Source organism: Gluconobacter kanchanaburiensis NBRC 103587 (assembly GCF_007988905.1).
Taxonomy (GTDB): domain Bacteria; phylum Pseudomonadota; class Alphaproteobacteria; order Acetobacterales; family Acetobacteraceae; genus Gluconobacter; species Gluconobacter kanchanaburiensis.
The window spans coordinates 1-18,056 of sequence record NZ_BJVA01000017.1 but is presented as its reverse complement, the minus strand read 5'-3'; the positions used below and the strand labels follow the sequence as shown (position 1 = coordinate 18,056).

17 protein-coding genes are annotated in these 18,056 nt (G+C 50.8%); 16 read left to right on the top strand and 1 reads right to left on the bottom strand.

The window, feature by feature from the left end; translation table 11 throughout:
- The first annotated feature begins 78 nt into the window (after nt 1–78).
- Genes aroQ through GKA01_RS11455 form a run of 4 tightly spaced genes read left to right on the top strand, consistent with a single transcriptional unit; the run spans nt 79 to nt 2,910 of the window.
- The gene (gene aroQ / locus GKA01_RS11470; RefSeq protein WP_041112562.1) at nt 79–528 is read left to right on the top strand and encodes a type II 3-dehydroquinate dehydratase; all 450 of its coding nucleotides are present in this window, start codon (nt 79–81) and stop codon (nt 526–528) included.
- Nucleotides 525–974 carry an acetyl-CoA carboxylase biotin carboxyl carrier protein gene (locus GKA01_RS11465; RefSeq protein ID WP_146863124.1) on the top strand — a complete coding sequence of 150 codons (450 nt, stop codon included), beginning with the start codon at nt 525–527 and terminating at the stop codon, nt 972–974. Before aroQ ends, GKA01_RS11465 begins: the two co-directional genes overlap by 4 nt.
- Nucleotides 974–2,326 (top strand): acetyl-CoA carboxylase biotin carboxylase subunit, encoded by a 1,353-nt coding sequence (gene accC / locus GKA01_RS11460; RefSeq protein WP_146863121.1) that lies wholly within the window; start codon nt 974–976, stop codon nt 2,324–2,326. Before GKA01_RS11465 ends, accC begins: the two co-directional genes overlap by 1 nt.
- A 14-nt stretch (nt 2,327–2,340) precedes the next feature.
- Nucleotides 2,341–2,910 carry an NIPSNAP family protein gene (locus GKA01_RS11455; RefSeq protein ID WP_146863118.1) on the top strand — a complete coding sequence of 190 codons (570 nt, stop codon included), beginning with the start codon at nt 2,341–2,343 and terminating at the stop codon, nt 2,908–2,910.
- A gap of 90 nt (nt 2,911–3,000) precedes the next feature.
- On the opposite strand, the gene GKA01_RS11450 is transcribed toward GKA01_RS11455, so the two are convergent.
- Nucleotides 3,001–3,675, bottom strand: a complete 675-nt coding sequence (locus GKA01_RS11450; RefSeq protein ID WP_146863115.1) for a YfdX family protein — start codon at nt 3,673–3,675, stop codon at nt 3,001–3,003.
- Between the two features lie 401 nt (nt 3,676–4,076).
- Here GKA01_RS11450 and edd point away from each other — a divergent pair, with 401 nt between their 5' ends.
- The 12 genes from edd (at nt 4,077) to flhA (ending at nt 17,438) form a co-directional block, all read left to right on the top strand.
- On the top strand, nt 4,077–5,924 hold the full coding sequence (gene edd / locus GKA01_RS11445; RefSeq protein WP_146863113.1) for a phosphogluconate dehydratase: 1,848 nt from the start codon (nt 4,077–4,079) through the stop codon (nt 5,922–5,924).
- A gap of 12 nt (nt 5,925–5,936) precedes the next feature.
- Nucleotides 5,937–6,560 (top strand): bifunctional 4-hydroxy-2-oxoglutarate aldolase/2-dehydro-3-deoxy-phosphogluconate aldolase, encoded by a 624-nt coding sequence (gene eda / locus GKA01_RS11440; protein ID WP_146863110.1) that lies wholly within the window; start codon nt 5,937–5,939, stop codon nt 6,558–6,560.
- 137 nt (nt 6,561–6,697) lie between these two features.
- A complete protein-coding gene (locus GKA01_RS11435) occupies nt 6,698–7,261 on the top strand; it encodes a metal-dependent hydrolase (RefSeq protein ID WP_146863107.1) in 564 nt (187 codons plus the stop codon).
- Entirely contained in the window at nt 7,258–8,835 is a 1,578-nt protein-coding gene (purH, locus tag GKA01_RS11430) for a bifunctional phosphoribosylaminoimidazolecarboxamide formyltransferase/IMP cyclohydrolase (RefSeq protein ID WP_146863103.1), read from the top strand. Before GKA01_RS11435 ends, purH begins: the two co-directional genes overlap by 4 nt.
- Nucleotides 8,832–9,182, top strand: a complete 351-nt coding sequence (locus GKA01_RS11425; RefSeq protein WP_146863100.1) for a hypothetical protein — start codon at nt 8,832–8,834, stop codon at nt 9,180–9,182. The genes purH and GKA01_RS11425 overlap by 4 nt, the downstream gene beginning before the upstream one ends.
- A 250-nt stretch (nt 9,183–9,432) precedes the next feature.
- On the top strand, nt 9,433–10,689 hold the full coding sequence (locus GKA01_RS11420; RefSeq protein ID WP_146863097.1) for a flagellar hook-length control protein FliK: 1,257 nt from the start codon (nt 9,433–9,435) through the stop codon (nt 10,687–10,689).
- A 14-nt stretch (nt 10,690–10,703) separates the two neighbouring features.
- Nucleotides 10,704–11,435, top strand: coding sequence for a flagellar hook assembly protein FlgD (locus GKA01_RS11415; protein ID WP_146863094.1), 732 nt, complete (start codon nt 10,704–10,706; stop codon nt 11,433–11,435).
- Between the two features lie 175 nt (nt 11,436–11,610).
- The gene (gene fliF / locus GKA01_RS11410) at nt 11,611–13,290 is read left to right on the top strand and encodes a flagellar basal-body MS-ring/collar protein FliF (protein WP_146863090.1); all 1,680 of its coding nucleotides are present in this window, start codon (nt 11,611–11,613) and stop codon (nt 13,288–13,290) included.
- A complete protein-coding gene (locus GKA01_RS11405) occupies nt 13,290–14,300 on the top strand; it encodes a flagellar motor switch protein FliG (RefSeq protein WP_167506369.1) in 1,011 nt (336 codons plus the stop codon). The genes fliF and GKA01_RS11405 overlap by 1 nt, the downstream gene beginning before the upstream one ends.
- The gene (locus GKA01_RS11400) at nt 14,300–14,944 is read left to right on the top strand and encodes a FliH/SctL family protein (protein ID WP_146863084.1); all 645 of its coding nucleotides are present in this window, start codon (nt 14,300–14,302) and stop codon (nt 14,942–14,944) included. The genes GKA01_RS11405 and GKA01_RS11400 overlap by 1 nt, the downstream gene beginning before the upstream one ends.
- A 13-nt stretch (nt 14,945–14,957) precedes the next feature.
- A complete protein-coding gene (gene fliN, locus GKA01_RS11395) occupies nt 14,958–15,275 on the top strand; it encodes a flagellar motor switch protein FliN (protein ID WP_146863081.1) in 318 nt (105 codons plus the stop codon).
- Between the two features lie 24 nt (nt 15,276–15,299).
- A complete protein-coding gene (gene flhA / locus GKA01_RS11390; RefSeq protein ID WP_228120040.1) occupies nt 15,300–17,438 on the top strand; it encodes a flagellar biosynthesis protein FlhA in 2,139 nt (712 codons plus the stop codon).
- Nucleotides 17,439–18,056 lie beyond the last annotated feature (618 nt).

The window sequence follows — 18,056 nt, the reverse complement described above, 5'->3', positions numbered from 1 at the left end:
TTTTTGACACCCCGAACACGGCAGCAATAGGGCAATGACGCTTTCATGACGGCTCCGAAAGTGCTATCGCGCGGCCAGATGAAACGCCCTCTGATCACCGTTCTGAACGGTCCGAACCTCAACATGCTGGGTCTCCGCCAGCCCGGAATCTATGGCCATGCCACACTCGACGATGTCGAGCAGGTGTGTATTCAGGCTGCCGAACGGCTTGATGTCGCCATTGATTTCCGCCAGACGAACGGAGAGGGTGAGCTTGTGTCCTGGGTGCAGGAATGTCGCGGCCGTGCAGACGGAATCGTGATTAATCCTGCTGCTTATGGGCATACCTCGATTGCCCTGCTCGACGCGCTTCTGGCCGTCGAGCTGCCAGTGGTCGAGGTGCATATTTCCAATATCCATCGCAGGGAGCCGTTCCGGCATCACACCTACGTCTCGCAGGCCGCCATCGGCGTGATCTGCGGCCTCGGCGTCAGGGGATACGCGCACGCGCTTCAGGCAATCACCGACATGATCGAAGACGAAGGATGAGCCGTATGCTCGTGGACAAGGATGCCATTCGGGCATTGGCCGATATTCTGACGGAAACTGGCCTGACCGAAATCGAGATTTCCGAAGCTGACAGCCGGATCCGCGTGGCTCGCACCGTGAACGTGGTTCAGGGGGCTGCTCCGGCCGTTGCTGCCCCGGTTCCCGTGGTTACGGCAGCTCCCGTCGTGGCGCCTGCAGATCCGGCCAAGCATCCTGGCATGGTTCCGAGCCCGATGGTTGGTGTGGCTTATCTGACCCCCGATCCGGCATCGCCTCCGTTCGCCGTTGAAGGCCAGCCGGTGGCCGCTGGTCAGACGATTATGCTGATTGAAGCCATGAAGACCTTCAACCAGATCAAGGCACCGCGCGCCGGTACGTTGACGAAGTTCCTTGTCGAATCCGGTCAGCCGGTCGAGTTCGGCGAAGCGCTGGCGATCATCGAGTAATGATTTCCAAGGTCCTCATTGCCAATCGTGGTGAGATCGCGCTGCGGATCCAGCGCGCCTGCCGCGAGATGGGCATCAAAACCGTTGCCGTACATTCGACGGCCGACGCGGATGCAATGCATGTGCGTCTGGCCGATGAAGCCGTCTGCATCGGTCCGCCGAGCGCACGCGACTCCTATTTGAATGTTGCCGCCATTCTCTCGGCTGCCACGATCACGGGGGCGGATGCCATTCACCCAGGCTATGGCTTCCTGTCGGAAAATGCTGAATTCGCCGAGACCGTGGAAGAGCATGGTCTGGCGTTCATCGGACCGACGGCGGAGCATATCCGCACGATGGGCGACAAGATCACGGCCAAGACGACCATGCGTGCGCTTGGCGTGCCTCTGGTCCCGGGCTCCGACGGCGCTCTGCTGGATCTTCAGGCGGCCCGCGACGTCGCCGAGAAGGTTGGTTATCCCGTCCTGATCAAGGCTGCCGCCGGTGGCGGCGGACGCGGGATGAAGGTCGCGATGACCGCTGCCGACATCGAGGAAGCCTGGTCGGTGGCCCGTGCCGAAGCCCGTGCGGCCTTCGGGAATGACGAGGTCTATCTCGAGAAGTACCTCAATCGCCCGCGCCACATCGAGCTTCAGGTTCTCGGTGATGCGCATGGCAATGTTGTGCATTTCGGCGAGCGTGACTGTTCGCTCCAGCGTCGTCACCAGAAGCTTCTGGAAGAAGCCGGTTCACCGGCCCTGACGGATGCCGAGCGTGAGGAAATCGGCCGTACGGCGACTGAGGCTCTGTCGCGGATGGGCTATCGCAATGCTGGGACGCTCGAATTCCTGTATCAGGACGGGCAGTTCTGCTTCATCGAGATGAATACGCGTCTTCAGGTCGAGCACCCGGTGACGGAGATGGTCTGTAACGTCGATCTCGTGCGTGAGCAGATCCGCATCGCATCCGGTGAGCCGCTTGGTTATACGCAGGCCGACGTCAAAATGTCCGGTCATGCGATCGAGTGCCGTATCAACGCGGAAGATCCGGAAACCTTTATGCCGAGCCCTGGCACGATCAAGGTGTTCCATGCTCCGGGTGGGCTGGGTGTTCGTATGGACAGCGCCATTTACGCTGGCTACCGCATCCCGCCGTATTACGACAGCATGATCGCCAAGTTGATTGTGCATGCTCCGACCCGCGCAGAGGCCATTGCCCGCATGCGGCGTGCATTGGACGAATGTGTGGTCGACGGTGTGAAGACGGTCATTCCGCTGCATCAGAAGATCCTTGCAGATCCATCGTTCCAGAAGGGGGATTATACGATCCACTGGCTGGAAAACTTTGTGGCGGCCCGGCAGGGCGGTAAGTAAGGCGCAGGTACGTTATGGGTTACGCAGAAACGATTGTTCTTGATGTCCGCATCGCTCAGGTGCCGCAGGTGGTTTCTGTCGTAACCGGTCGGCCCGGGGTTGCGGTCTGGGTGAGTGAAATCGGTGTGTTGAACCGTGTCGTGTTGTTCCGTACGGCTGACAGCTATGCCGAGCTCCTCGACGGGCGCCCTGATCTTTTGTCGGTTCTGCCCGAAGATGCGCTTCTAAGCATTGATGTGACTGCCTGGCGCGTCATATCTCCGCTACTTCCGGCCGGACAGCATGGCAGCATCTATGAATGGCGCTGCTATGAATTGAAGGTTGGGCAGGTAGGGGATGTGGAAGAGGCTTTCGCGGCCGCTGTCCCGCATCGTCTGGAGCTTTCTCCGCTGCTATGCGGCATGATTTCGATCGAGGGCAGACCGCGCCTGGTCCATATCTGGCCTTACGCGGATATGAACGCCCGTTTTGATGTTCGTGCTCAGGCGGTCGCCAGTGGGGTCTGGCCTCCCAAGATCGGAAAAGGGCTGGTGGCCATGGAAAATGCGGTTCTGATCCCGGCTTCAGGTTCGGCTTGGCGCTGAGGTACGAGAGTTCGGTGCTCATGTCGCCGTTACGAAAAGAGCGGTGCAGATCAGGTCTGCACCGCTCTTTTTTTGCTTTATGCCGGAAAATTATTGAGCCGGAGCAGCCGGCTGTTGTGATGCGAGGGTATTTTCCGAAACAAAGATGACGGAATCGAGAGCTTGATTTAAGGCCTCCACAGCGTCATTCGGGTGATGGCCCTCGGTAAAGACTGTGGCCCGATAGAGAGCACCCTGAACTGGAGTGATCGGGGCGAGAGCCAGAATGAAATCGGCATCTTCGCCAACAACTTTCATCGTTTCTGCCGCCTGATCCGTGTTGCCTGATTTGAGCTGCGCATTTGCAGAGGCGATGGCAGTCTTTTTCTCTGGAGCTAGTGTCTCGCTGACGATGAACTCACCGCCGACAGGGAGCCAGTCGGTCTGACCTGTGACAGGCTGATGATTGGCTGACAGGGGATGTTGTGGGGCGGGGTGCAGGTCGTTTTCGGCGGCTTGGAAAGTCCTGTCGGCTTTCACGGCGGCAGTAAGACGCTTCTGCGCATCATAGAGAGCCGGAATGGCGGCTTCGGTCTTGCCGGTGGTCTGAAGGATATCCCGGGCTTTGAGAATATCTTGGAAGGCGCGCTGTCCATCGGCGGAAAGATGATGAAAGGCGCGATGAGCTTTGAATTTTTCCCAATGGGTATGAAGTGAATCGGCTTTTGCAACCGGCGATGTACAAATCAGGGCTGAAATCGCAGCGAGGGCCGGAATAAATTTCATTATAACGTCTCCATGAATATTTGTTTCTGATTGTCAGAGTTATTTCATAGGCCCTGATTGGGCAAATTACCGATCATTTAGTGATTGGGGTCGCTCTCCTGATCTCTCGTGAAGACGGAGGTGTATTCATTGGAAAAAGTCTTTGGAGTTCAGAAAACGGCTCGTAACATATGTAATTCGTTTTATTTCTCATGCGGTGTTATTTTTGCAACTTACAAACTTATATGCTGATTTTTTTGAAATAAAAAAGGAGATATCGGCACTTTCGTTTGGTCGATGGCTTGCTCTGGTCAGAGGCATTCCGTATGTACGGGGCCTCAATCACGATACCGTGCATGCACGGGGAAAGTCGGCCTTTCCCAAGTGCATCGCAGGCATAGCCGAGCAGCGAGTATTTCCAGATGTCCCTGAATTCCGTCGTCGAGAGTGTGACTGCCCGTATCATCGAGCGTTCGAAAGTCTCTCGGCGCCGGTATCTTGCCCTCATGGAGCGCAACCGGGCCAAAGGCGTGCTACGGCCCAAACTCGCCTGTGGCAATCTGGCCCATGCCATTGCAGCGTCTAGTCCGGACAAACCTGAACTGATGCGTCCCACCGGGACCAATATCGGTGTGATCACGACTTACAATGACATGCTTTCGGCGCACCAGCCTTACGGCCGTTATCCGGAGCAGATCAAGCTGTTCGCCCGCGAGGTTGGGGCGACGGCCCAGGTGGCCGGGGGTGCCCCGGCGATGTGCGATGGTGTCACCCAAGGGCAGGAAGGTATGGAGCTTTCGCTGTTTTCCCGGGATGTGATTGCGATGTCCACAGCGGTCGGGCTGAGCCATGGCATGTTTGAAAGCGTGGCTCTTCTGGGGATCTGTGACAAGATCGTTCCGGGCCTGCTGATGGGGGCGCTGCGCTTCGGTCATCTGCCAACCATGCTGATCCCCGCTGGTCCGATGCCTTCTGGATTGCCGAACAAGGAAAAGCAGCGCATCCGGCAGCTTTATGTTCAGGGTAAGGTTGGCCAGGACGAACTGATGGAGGCGGAAAACGCATCTTATCACAGCCCGGGTACCTGCACGTTCTACGGCACTGCCAATACGAACCAGATGATGGTCGAGATCATGGGGCTGATGATGCCGGATTCGGCGTTCATCAATCCCAATACGAAGCTGCGTCAGGCCATGACGCGCTCGGGAATCCATCGTCTGGCTGAAATCGGCCTGAATGGTGAGGACGTACGTCCGCTGGCACATTGCGTGGATGAAAAGGCCATTGTGAATGCTGCGGTTGGCCTTCTCGCCACGGGCGGTTCGACTAACCATTCGATCCACCTGCCCGCCATCGCCCGCGCAGCGGGAATTCAGATTGACTGGGAGGATATCAGTCGCCTGTCGTCTGTCGTCCCCTTGATCACCCGTGTCTATCCGAGCGGGTCTGAAGACGTGAATGCGTTCAATCGCGTTGGGGGCATGCCGACCGTCATCGCCGAGCTCACGCGCGCTGGAATGTTGCACAAGGACATTCTGACAGTTTCCCGCGGCGGGTTCTCCGACTACGCGTGCCGTGCCTCTCTTGAGGGCGAGGAACTTGTTTACAGTCATGCGAAGCCCTCAACGGATACGGATATCCTGCGGGACGTGTCTTCGCCGTTCCGCCCGGATGGTGGTATGCGTCTGATGACGGGAAATCTGGGGCGCGCAATCTATAAGAGCAGCGCTATTGCGGCTGAGCATTTGACAGTTGAAGCGCCTGCGCGGGTTTTTCAGGACCAGCACGATGTCATCACGGCCTATCAGAGCGGCGAGCTCGAACGTGATGTCGTCGTTGTCGTCCGGTTCCAGGGGCCGGAAGCCAATGGCATGCCGGAACTGCACAAGCTGACCCCGACTCTGGGTGTGCTTCAGGATCGCGGCTTCAAGGTGGCTCTGCTGACGGATGGACGCATGTCCGGTGCAAGCGGCAAGGTGCCGGCGGCCATTCATGTTGGGCCGGAAGCGCAGGTTGGTGGCCCGATCGCCCGCGTGAAGGACGGGGACATGATCCGGGTTTGCGCCGTGACGGGACAGATCGAGGTTCTGGTGGATGCGGCGGAATGGAACAGCCGCAAGCCTGTCGCCCCGCCGCTCCCGGCTCTGGGAACAGGGCGTGAGTTGTTCGCACTGATGCGTTCAGTGCATGATCCGGCTGAAGCGGGCGGTTCTGCGATGCTGGCCCAGATGGATCGCGTGATCGAAGCCGTCGGCGACGATATTCACTAAGGAAGATTTCCCATGATCGATACTGCCAAACTTGACGCCGTCATGAGCCGTTGTCCGGTCATGCCGGTGCTGGTTGTCCATGATGTGGCCCAGGCCCGCCCGATGGCTGAAGCGTTGGTCGCCGGCGGGCTGTCGACACTTGAAGTTACGCTGCGGACGCCCTGCGCTCTTGAGGCCATTCAGGAAATGTCGAAAGTGCCGGGCGCGCTTGTTGGCGCTGGAACCGTGCTCAATCCATCAGATATGGATCGTGCCGTGCAGGCAGGGGCACGCTTTATCGTCAGTCCCGGTCTGACCGAGGCTCTTGCGAAGGCGTCCGTTGCCCATGATGTCCCGTTCCTGCCGGGGGTGGCCAATGCCGGCGACATCATGCGTGGGCTTGATCTGGGGCTGTCGCGTTTCAAGTTCTTCCCGGCTGTGACAAACGGCGGAATTCCGGCACTCAAGAGTCTGGCTAGCGTATTCGGCAGCAGTGTTCGTTTCTGCCCTACAGGTGGCATTACGGAAGACAGTGCGCCGGAGTGGCTTGCTCTGCCGTTCGTGGGATGCGTCGGGGGGTCATGGGTGACGGCTGGAACATTCGATGCGGATACAGTCCGGCAGAGAGCAACGGCAGCGGCACTACTAAAAGTCTGATCGACTGGGCCAGATCTCTGCGTCACGGGTGCGTGTGGACTAGCCTGCGCCCGTGACAGTCTGTTGTTAAGATTTCGGGCAGAACATTTTATGAACAAAAGGTTTGCGGCGTAGACGGAAGCTGATCATAAGGGCATGTGACTGGACGTTCCCACCTGCTGATTGGCGGCTTTGCCGTCCTGTGTGCCATGCGTTGGCATATGTTATCGCCTGAGCCGTTTTCCGTTTGTACGGGGCTTTTGGGCAGCCTTCTTCCGGATCTCGACACCGAGCGCTCCATGCTGGGAAGCCGTCTGAAGTTTCTTTCCCGCTTTCTCGCGAAGACTTTCGGGCATCGGGGTCTGACACATTCGGGTCTGATGCTGCTGCTTGGGATGGCCGCGGTGGACGCTTTTGCAGGATCTGAGGGGCTGCGTGGCCCGTGGGGTGCGCTTCTGCTTGGAGTGGCAACCCATATTGCTGCGGACCTGCCGACGGGAGGGTGCCAGTTTCTTGCCCCGCTCAGCCGGTCACGGGTTTCGCTCTGGCCCTATGTCCGGACTGGCGGAATCGGGGAAATCATGCTTCTTGTGCCCATTCTCTGCCTTCTGGGTTGGGCAGGATTTTCTGGAAACAGACCTGTTAAGGGTCATGTTTCTCCTTTCGCGCATCACTCGCGGTTGCGTGGACATGTTTTGAAGGATATTTCATTCTCATCATGACTGAGACCCGACTCCCCGTCCGTCGCGCCCTTCTTTCCGTTTCTGACAAGACGGGACTGATCGAACTGGGGTGTGCACTCGCCGCCCACGGTGCGGAACTGCTCTCGACGGGAGGGTCAGCAAAGGCTCTTCGGGATGCGGGCCTGACAGTTAAGGATGTGTCCGATCACACGGGTTTTCCCGAGATTCTTGATGGCAGGGTCAAGACCCTCGTCCCGCAGGTGCATGGTGGCATTCTCGGGCGTCGTGATCTTCCGGCCCATGTCGACCAAATGGCGGAACATGGCATTGCGCCGATCGATCTGGTCTGTGTGAATCTCTATCCCTTTGCCGCGACCGTAGCGTCTGGTGCCGGGGACGAAGACTGTATCGAGAATATCGATATTGGTGGTCCCGCCATGATCCGCGCCGCAGCAAAGAACTTCGATCATGTCACAATCCTGACGAACCCGAAGCAGTATGCTGCAGTTATCGCATCTGTCGGGCAGGGGGGAACCGTTCTGGCCGAACGTCGGGCCTATGCGGCGTCTGCCTACGCTCATACGGCTGCTTACGACAGCATGATCTCCCGCTGGTTCGCAAAGCAGGCGGGTGAAATCCTTCCCCCCGTGCTGACACTCAGCGGGACACGAGACGACCTTCTGCGTTACGGTGAAAACCCGCATCAGAAAGCAGCATTCTATCGTGACGGCAGCCAGCGTTACGGGGTTGCGAGTGCGCGTCAGCTTCAGGGCAAGGCCCTGAGTTATAACAACATCAATGATACAGACGCCGCTTTTGAAGCCGTTGCCGAGTTTGATGAGCCAACAGTTGTGGTCGTCAAGCATGCGAATCCGTGTGGTGTCGCTTCCGCCACGACTCTGGAGCAGGCCTGGATTGCAGCTCTGCGCTGTGATCCCGTTTCGGCGTTTGGTGGCATCGTGGCGGTTAACCGCCCCTTGGACGCGGCAACAGCCCAGCGCATCAGCAAGATTTTTACGGAAGTGATCGTAGCACCTGATGCTGACGCAGAAGCTGTCGAAATTCTGGAACGTAAGAAAAATCTGCGTCTGCTTTTGACGAACGGGATGCCTGATCCTGAAGCTGAAGGTCTGGCGTTCCGTTCTGTGGCGGGGGGATTTCTGGCCCAGACGCGTGACGCAGGTCGTGTGACTGAAGCAGATCTCAGGGTCGTGACGAAACGGGCCCCGACCCCACAGGAAATGAAGGACCTGCTATTCGCGTTCAGGGTCGCCAAGCATGTGAAATCCAATGCTGTCATTTACGCCCGAAACGGCGCGACAGTCGGAATTGGTGCAGGGCAGATGTCCCGTGTTGACAGTGCGCGGATTGCTGCTCGCAAGAGTGAGGATGCGGCAAAGGAAGCGGGCGAACATACGCCGCTGACACAGGGTTCAGTTGCCGCTTCGGATGCTTTCTTTCCGTTCGCAGACGGTCTGGAGAGCGTCGTTGCAGCCGGAGCCGTGGCAGTTATTCAGCCGGGCGGTTCCATTCGTGATCAGGAAGTGATCGACGCGGCAGATGCAGCGGGCATCGCCATGGTATTCACTGGCATGAGGCATTTCAGACATTGAAACAGTTCGTTCTCGTCAGTCTGCTGCTGGCATCTTCTTTCTGCGTGGCTAAGGCCGCGCCCTGCGTTTATGATATGACGCCTCTGCCAGTGACGCAGGGAATTGTTTCGGGGATTACCCCCAAGGGTGTCAAACTTCGTGACGGCACGACAGTCATCCTGCCCGATGAGTTTCTGGCAAGCGTCCGATTAAACCAGAAGTTGGCTGTGAGAGGGCTAGTTTCAACGGCCACACATACAGTCCAGGCCCTGGCTCTGGACGGGATGCCGCCTGTCTGTCCAAGCGTTCCAGCAATTCCACGCGGCCCGTTTGCAGGCTCGCCTGCGTATGATGCCATTCGTCCATGAACGTCGCCGGTTTTTTGATTTAACTCTCTCGGGAAGCCATGTAGCTTTCAATAGGCCGTCCGGAAAGGTGGCGCAGCCCGCAGAGGGAAGTGCCCATAGTGGGCGAGTTGCATCATGCGTTCTTCTGTAAGCTAAACGCTTTCTTTACATTTTTTGTGCCATCAAATTCGCGGATTTCCAATCTTCAGCGGATCCGGAGGCACACCTATTGTCACAGGTCACGACACCCGTAACGCTACAGACGGTCGGAGTGGCGCGCAGTGCAATTGCGCCCGAGGTGCAGCTTGCGTCCAATGAACGTTTCCATGACCTACTCGAAAGTTACGTGTACTCAAAGGCGCCGGCGCATGCGCTCCTTGATCAGGAAGAGCAGACCGGCAGACTGTCTCCTTCCAAGCAGCAATACTTGGATAACGATCCGACGACGCCGTCGGAAAAATTTCCGAGAGTACAACAGGAGATAAAGGACGCCGGTAAAAACGATTTTGCCCGTGCTTCAAGTGGAAACGGTCTTGCAGATGAATTTCATTCTGTAACCGAATCGACTTCTTCTGAAGGTAGCCAGCAAGAGGGCCAGGATTCTATCAACGTGCAGGAGCCGGATCAAAGTCCGGACAATTCACAGCCTGTATCTTTACAAAAGGGGCTTGAAATCAAACAATCAGGTTCTGCAGGAAAGCTGATTTCGACCTCGGCGCAGCATGAGTCTGCTTTGCCAGCACCAGCGACATCCAACTCAGGCCCCGTTACGCCGGAAATATCGGGGCCTGAAACTTCGGAAGAACAACCTGTTCTCTCTGAGGATACTATAACGGATGCCACTCTTTCATGTGCCGGAAAAGAGGGTGATAATTCGCTTACTCCAGAAAATAGAGAGTTTGCGGTTGGATCTGATGCAACAGTCGTATCGGCAACGAATGAGCATTCTGAAATATCAGTACTCACGGAAAATGTTTCGTCGCCCCAAACAGAAAATACTGCTGACGAGACTCACGGCACTGAACCGTCGAGTGAAAAGTTTTCGGCTTTTCCAGATCAAAATACGGACGAAACAGGTCTCTCGGAAACGCAGTTATCTCATAAATCTGTGCAGCAACCACTTCTTTATCAAAAAACTGATAATGGTGTTACAACAACTCATATTGAGATGAATGTGGGATCACACGAAAAGGTCCATGTTCAGATCAGCGGAAATTCCAATAAAGAAAACCGTATCCACATCGATACGGATAATCCGGAAATCTATCAGTCACTCAAAGATAATCAGGGTACTTTAATTGCAGCGTTAAGCGAGAATTCAGTATCTATTCCTGACCTAAATTCGATGGTTCCGTCAAATATTCAGATCAATCTCTCAAAAGGGGCGTTTCTAGAATTTGCCTCTGATGAGAATCGATTTGGCGACGATAATCATTCAGCAAGCGTCTCTCATAGTAAAACCTCCCAAAATTCAATGTCTAGACACGAGCGTCGTACATTACGCAGTGTTGTAGATTTTACTGTTTAGAATAGGAATAAATCATGGTTTCTTCCGTTAGCGGTACGTCAGTAAGTGCGTCTCTTTTGAGCTACGCTATTTCAGCTGCACAAAGTAATGCTGTAACAAATTCAGCTTCTAGTGCGTCGACATCTGCAAGTAGCTCAAGCAGTTCCCTATCGTCGCTAGGAGGGAATTTCAATCAGTTCCTTACTTTGCTGACAACGCAGTTGCAGCATCAGGATCCTAGCAATCCAACAAGTACAGATTCGTTCACAGCCGAGCTGGCCCAGTTTGCGGGCGTTCAGCAGCAAGTTGAGACCAATACAAATCTTACGAGTCTCATTTCAGCGACACAGGACAATCAAATGGCATCCGCGGTGAGTCTTATTGGCAAGACGACAACGGCGAGTAGTTCGAGTCTACCCTTGCAGAGTGGCGCAGCATCTCTTTCGTTCACTGCGCCTCAGGCAGGAGACGTGGCGATTGCGGTGACCGATAGTTCGGGCACCGTTGTCAAGTCAGAGACAGTCAGCGCGACAACAGGGATCAACACGTGGAAATGGGACGGTACTACCAACAGTGGAACTCAGCTAACAGATGGCGCCTATAACGTCGCTGTTGAGGGAAGCTCTACGGATGGCAGCAGCGTTGCACTTCCGACAACGGTAACTGGCTTGGTCACGGGTGTTTCAAAAACTTCGACAGGTGTTGATGTCGATATGGGGGGGGTCAAGATCGATATGACCGCTCTAACAGGCTTTTCGGGAGCGTGATTTAAGGGAAAGCCAAAAAGCTTGTTAGGCGCGTGTTAACCTTTTTATTCCACAATAAGCCTCATTGATAGTCCGTTTATGAGGAGGGTTTGTACATGCGGCAAAAACGGAAAGAGTTTCCTGAAGCAGCTTGTAAAGGCCACGCCTCACCGGTCATGGGAAAAGAGAGCAAACGGTGAAAGCGCTTCTGACGAATCTCAAACAACTGGGCTTGCCCCGCCTGGCTGCTCTAGGTGGCGTCGGTACAGCGATGTTGATCCTGCTCGGTGTCTTGGTCATGCATGGCATGAATACTACGACCGGACTGCTCTACCGCGATCTCGAAGCTCACGAAGCTGGCGAAATAGTAGATCAGCTTGCAAAGGCACATATCAAATATCGTCTTGAAGACCAAGGTAGTACAATCATGGTGGCCGAAGATGACGTAGCCCGCGCTCGGCTTATGCTCGCCGAAAACGGGTTGCCTTCGGGCGGTTCGGTTGGATACGAAATTTTCGACAAAGGTAATGGTTTTACAGCCACACAGTTCGAGCAAACCATTAATGAAACGCGTGCACTTGAGGGAGAATTAGAGCGATCAATTCGTCTTATACACGGTGTACGGAATGCGCGTGTTCACCTTGTTCTGCGTCACAGGGAACTATTTTCAACTGACGAACAGAGTGCTCAGGCGAGTGTTCTTCTTTCCATGGACGGTGGTCGTCGTTTGGATGAAGAGAATATCTCTGCAGTTGTAAATCTTGTTTCCGCCGCGGTACCTGGTCTCGATGCCCGAAATATTTCCCTTATAGACAATAGGGGGCATGTTCTACTGAAAGAGGGACAAGGGGCGTTGGGCGGTGGTCAATCTCCGGAAGAGCAGCGAAGATCAATAGAACAACGTGTGGCTCGGGAAGTTGAAGATTTGCTTGGAGCTTCATTAGGCCCGGGGCATGTCCGTGTTGAGACGAACATTTCGATGAATAACGATAAGGTGCGTGAGACACAAGAAAGCTATGATCCCGATCAGCAAGTTCTTCGTTCGCAGCAAACAAAAAGTGAAAAAAATATCAATACGCAAGGAAATACAAATACTACGGTATCAAACAACCTTCCTAATGCTAATGCAGGACAACAACAGAGCGGTAGTCAGAGTAGTAGGCAAGAGCAGACTAATAACTATGAGATTGGTAAAACAGTTCGGACTTTGATCCAGGATCAGCCACGAATTTCGCGGATTAGTATGGCGGTAATGGTCGACGGGATTAGCCAAGCTGACGTCAAGGGACATACAGTCTGGCAGCCCCGAAGTTCTGAAGAACTGGGGCGTCTAACCGCTTTAACGAAAAGTGCAATTGGCTTTGATCAAAACCGTGGAGACATCGTGACAGTGATGTCTATGAAGTTCAATGATGTCGAGACAGACATGAAACCATCGGCTTCGGCCTGGGAAAAATTCTTAAGTCGATCCAATCAAATGGAGGCCGTAAGGTTTGGATTGTTTGTAATCTGTCTTGGCATGGTCTTGTTCTTCGTGGTCCGGCCATTGCTGCGCCCTGTGGGCAAACAGAATAACTCTGCTCTGCTTTCACCACCCGGCTCTAGTGTCGGTGCGGAATCTGGAATTTCATCACAGCAAGAAAATCTAGATAGTTCTGTAATTATGACTTCGGACCAACTGCCCGCTTCGACGGGACCATCTTATGTTAACGCGGAGCCTCTGGAAGAAAAGACGGTGTCGGTAAATGGAGTTCAAGGACGGATTAGAGCGTCCTCTGTACAAAAAGTTATAGATCTTGTGGAGACGCATCCATCAGAAAGTATTTCACTGGTACGAGGTTGGTTAATGCCTCCTGAGGGAGGATTGGCGCGATAATGAACATCGAAAAAAACATTTCTGGTGTTCAGAAGGCTGCCATTCTCATGATGGCTTTGGGTGAAGACAATTGCTCTCGTCTCTTCGAGCAGATGCATGAAGAAGAAATAAGAGAAATTTCTTCAGCAATGGCACAGCTTGGAATGATTTCGGCAACACTTGTTGAAAGAGTTTGCCATGAATTTAGTCAAGGACTTGGCTCAGCAGAGGGGCTTATAGGTGATTTAGAGAGCACCGAAAAACTGCTGAAAAACGCTTTGCCCGCTAATCGAGCTGCCGCGATTATGGAGGAAATTCGCGGGCCAGCTGGTCGAACAATGTGGGATAAGCTGGGAAATGTATCTGAAACAGTTTTAGCTAATTATCTAAAAAATGAATATCCTCAAACTGTAGCAGTAGTCTTGAGTAGAGTGAAGCCTGCCCATGCAGCAAAGGTATTGGCACTATTTACTGAAGATTTTTCTCTCGATATCATGATGAGAATGTTAAAAACGGAAAATATACATAAAAATATTCTTCAAAATATTGAAAAAACGTTAAGATCTGAATTTGTTTCTAATATTCCCAGGGGCATAAATCGTAATAGCCACGAAGTCCTCGCAGAAATATTTAATAACTTCGATCGGCGTCTTGAAGGTAGGTTCATGAATGCTCTTGATGAGCGTAGCCATGAGGATGCGGAACAAATTAAGAGTCTTATGTTCACATTTGAAGAACTTGTTAATCTATCGGCGGAAAGCTTAATAATTCTTTTGAATCAAATATCTAGGGAGAGTCTACCATTAGCTCTTAAAGGCGCCAGTGATAAGTTGAGACAGGCTTTCTTTGCTTCTATGTCCGAAAGAGCAGGTCGTATTCTTTTGGATGAAATAGGAGATTTGGGACCTGTTCGTGTCAAAGATGTCGATACGGCCCAGAATGAAATTCTCATTATTGCAAAAGATCTTATAGAGCGAGGTGAAATTGATATAATTGATCATGAGCAGCCTGGAAATGAAATGATAGTTTGATGGATAATAAATTCATAAAGGATAATGAGCCAAGAAATTCATTATATCTTGAGGATTTCGATATTATGCCATCTCCAGAGAAAACTTTTTATGAAGACAAAGATAATACAATAAATGAAACAGATGTGAAAGAGGTATCTTTATGCGAAGAAAGCTACCGCAAAGGTTTCGAGGAAGGGAAAATATTATCAAAAAATAATATGGATAAAGAAAAATATAATATTATTAAGTTAATTGAAGAAAAAATACTTGATATAGAAAAAGATATAAATAATAAAATTAGAAATAGATTTGATATTATTTTCATGGAAGCAGGGGAAAAAATATATCAAATAGCGTTTTCAATGTTTTTAAACTTAATGAGACAATACGGAGAAAAGGAATCTAAAGAATATATAAAAAACGTAATTCCGTTATTGAAAACAAGAGATAAAATAAAAATCACTTGCTGTGAAAATCTTTATAAAAACATACATGAATACATAATAAATAGATCAGATGCAATAACTACAACAGTATTAGATGAAAATTTACAAAAAGGAGATTTTAAGATTTTTTGGGATAATGGCATTTTAACGCATGATGTAAGAATAATCATGGAAGACATAGAAAAAAAACTAAATAACTCTAATGTAGAAAAATAAGGAGAATAATACCATGGACCGAGAAAAAGAAGATTTCAATGCAGAAAATAATGATTTTTCACAAAATTCAGAAGAATATAAGAGTCCTCATGATTTGGGTGCCATTTATAATATACCTGTAACAGTTAGTGCTGTCCTTGGAAGGTCTGCAATGCCGATTAGTCAATTATTGCGATTGGGGCGAGGCGCCGTAGTAGAATTGGATAGGAAGATTGGAGACCCAATAGATATTTTGGTAAATAATAGACTGATAGCAAGAGGTGAAGTCGTTATGGTTGATGAAACACGTCTTGGTGTAACTATGACAGAAATAATAAAGTCAGATAAATAATATAAAATATTTCTTATGTATAATATGATGATCGATATGGCAAAAATGGAAAAAATCTCTAAAAAATTAAATTCCTTATCCCAGGTCTTTGGTTTGTCGAAAAGATTCAGCTTCATAAACAAATGGATTCCCGGATCAGATATAGGACTTGCACTGGCCATAGCTGCGCTTTTATCTATATTGGTTCTACCTCTGCCGACTTTTATATTGGATATCGGTCTTTCTATATCTGTTACATCATCTATACTTGTTTTGATGGTGGCTCTTTTTTTAAATAGACCTTTGGATTTTACATCTTTTCCCACCCTTTTGCTTTTGACTACTCTTTTGAGGCTGTCACTTGAAGTTGCCACTACGCGCTTGATTCTAAGTCGTGGATTTGAGGGAATATACGCAGCTGGGCATGTAGTGGCCGCTTTTGGCGGTTTTCTTATGGGGGGAGACGTCGTTATCGGCGGCATACTATTCTCTATTCTCCTTGTGGTTAATTTTATGGTTATTACCAAAGGTTCAGGTCGTATTGCTGAAGTGGCGGCAAGATTTTCTTTGGATTCGATGCCGGGAAAGCAAATGGCAATTGATGCCGAACTATCATCTGGGACTATTAACGATGTGATCGCTCGTAAGAAGCGTAAAGAGCTTGAGGAGGAAAGTGGATTTTACGGCGCTATGGACGGAGCTGCTAAATTTGTTCGAGGTGATGCAATTGCAAGTTTGGTAATTACAGCAATTAATATTGTTGGCGGTTTAATAATAGGTGTTATGCGCCATGGTATGTCTCTTTCTGATGCAGTGACAGCTTTTACGACATTGACCATCGGTGATGGCCTTGTTTCACAAATCCCAGCGCTTTTGGTTTCTACAGCTTCCGGTATTGTAGTTACTAAGGGCGGAACGGAAGGGGGGACGGACGAAGCGTTAGTTCGTCAGTTAGGTGGAAATCCAAAACCCTTGGCGCTGGCTTCGGGCAGTGCGCTTGTATTAGCCCTGATACCAGGGTTGCCTACATTACCGTTTTTATTTTTGGGATTATTGTCCGGAGTTGCAGCTTGGGCTCGTTATAACGCACCTGTCAGTTATGGTGATGACAGCGAAACTATTTCGATACCTGAAAATAATACTCCCGCAGAAGTATCTATTTCAGAAAGTCTAAAAATTGATCTTCTTAGATTGGAATTGGGATTCAACCTTCTCGCTATAGCAAGTGGAGAGGGAGCTCGATTGACGGAAAAAATAAAAATATTACGAAGAACTATTGCTGGTGATATGGGAATTGTACTTCCGCCTGTTCGTATTCAAGATAACCTGAGTCTTCCCCCAGACGCTTATTCAATTCATGTAAAAGAGATAGAAGTCGGGCGCGGCGATGTAAGACTTAACAAACTCCTCGTAATGAATCCGAAAGGAGGTGAGATCCATATTGATGGAGACATGACTAACGAGCCGGCATTTGGTTTGCCCGCACTCTGGATTGATCAAAATCAACGGGAAGATGCCATTATTCGCGGATATACTGTTGTGGATCCTACGAGTGTAATTGTTACTCACCTCACTGAGTTGGTGAAAGATAATATTGCGGATTTTCTCACTTATGCTGAAACTCAGAAACTGCTGGACGAACTTCCACGAGAACAACAAAAATTAATCGTCGACTTAGTTCCTTCGCAAATATCTGTAAGTATGATTCAGCGTGTACTTCAATGTCTTTTAGATGAACGTATTTCCATTCGGGATCTAGTAAGTATTTTAGAAGCTCTGCAAGAGGGGTGTAGTCTAGGATATAAGACTGTAGTGAACTTGGTTTCACATGTTAGGTGTCGTTTGGCTCGTCAGATAAGCGCATCTGTCACGGGAGCGCAGGGGTATATTGCTGTTATTTCGTTAAGTGCGGAATGGGAAAGTATAGTTTCTGATCACTTGGTGGGATCTGGTGAAAATAAACAAATAAATCTTCCGCCATCTAAGATGAATGAGTTTGTGTCCCGTATGAGAGTGTGTATTGATAATTCCCTGAAACAGGGCGAGACCCCTGTTATTGTGGTAAGTGGTAGTATTAGATTGCCAATAAGAAAAATAATTGAGCGTGTTCAATCATCAATTCCTGTTGTTTCTCAAGAAGAAATTTTTTCACGCTCAAAAATTCGTACTCTTAGCCTCATATAGTAGAAATTATATCCGAATTTTATAATTTTTTCTATATTCTGGCGCAAAAAATAGGAATTGGCCGGGGAAAATTCTTTGGTGTGCTCTTATTTTCCAGAGCGGTTTGTGTGATCGGGATACCGAGCGCGATGAAGCGATTGAGTAGGGGCCAGCAGATGTGGAATTCGGAAATTTGACATCAAAAATTTCGTGCCATGAGGCAACGGCCGAGCCTTTTGATGTTATGTATTTTCGTCTTGGCGTGACTTAGTTGGGATACCCGCTCTTCCGTTGTTAGATCGTTCCCCCGAAACGTTTTGATATCAGTATGGCCTCATTTTCGGCACGAGTATTAGAGCGTTTGCTGCGCTGAATGAAAAAGTTGGGATTCCCGAATTGGTTGCGATCTGAGTCGGGATGGGGGTCAGTTGCGGATGTCATCACGTACATTGTCTCTGGATCTTCGTGAACGTGTTGTTGCGGCTGTATCGAATGGTCTGTCGCGATGTCAGGCGACTGAACGGTCTGGTGTCAGTCAGGCGAGTGCAGTGCGTTGGTTTGTCCTTGCTGCCGCAACCGGCAGTACTGCTTCCTGACCCGTGTATTCATGCGCTGATTACCGCGAAGGACGATTTGACC

Bases quoted from the DNA above. Each gene is read 5' to 3' on its own strand.
- aroQ (WP_041112562.1), top strand. From the start codon at position 79: ATGAAACGCCCTCTGATCACCGTTCTGAACGGTCCGAACCTCAACATG.
- GKA01_RS11465 (WP_146863124.1), top strand. From the start codon at position 525: ATGAGCCGTATGCTCGTGGACAAGGATGCCATTCGGGCATTGGCCGAT.
- accC (WP_146863121.1), top strand. From the start codon at position 974: ATGATTTCCAAGGTCCTCATTGCCAATCGTGGTGAGATCGCGCTGCGG.
- GKA01_RS11455 (WP_146863118.1), top strand. From the start codon at position 2,341: ATGGGTTACGCAGAAACGATTGTTCTTGATGTCCGCATCGCTCAGGTG.
- GKA01_RS11450 (WP_146863115.1), bottom strand. From the start codon at position 3,675: ATGAAATTTATTCCGGCCCTCGCTGCGATTTCAGCCCTGATTTGTACA.
- edd (WP_146863113.1), top strand. From the start codon at position 4,077: ATGTCCCTGAATTCCGTCGTCGAGAGTGTGACTGCCCGTATCATCGAG.
- eda (WP_146863110.1), top strand. From the start codon at position 5,937: ATGATCGATACTGCCAAACTTGACGCCGTCATGAGCCGTTGTCCGGTC.
- purH (WP_146863103.1), top strand. From the start codon at position 7,258: ATGACTGAGACCCGACTCCCCGTCCGTCGCGCCCTTCTTTCCGTTTCT.
- GKA01_RS11415 (WP_146863094.1), top strand. From the start codon at position 10,704: ATGGTTTCTTCCGTTAGCGGTACGTCAGTAAGTGCGTCTCTTTTGAGC.
- GKA01_RS11405 (WP_167506369.1), top strand. From the start codon at position 13,290: ATGAACATCGAAAAAAACATTTCTGGTGTTCAGAAGGCTGCCATTCTC.
- GKA01_RS11400 (WP_146863084.1), top strand. From the start codon at position 14,300: ATGGATAATAAATTCATAAAGGATAATGAGCCAAGAAATTCATTATAT.
- fliN (WP_146863081.1), top strand. From the start codon at position 14,958: ATGGACCGAGAAAAAGAAGATTTCAATGCAGAAAATAATGATTTTTCA.
- flhA (WP_228120040.1), top strand. From the start codon at position 15,300: ATGATGATCGATATGGCAAAAATGGAAAAAATCTCTAAAAAATTAAAT.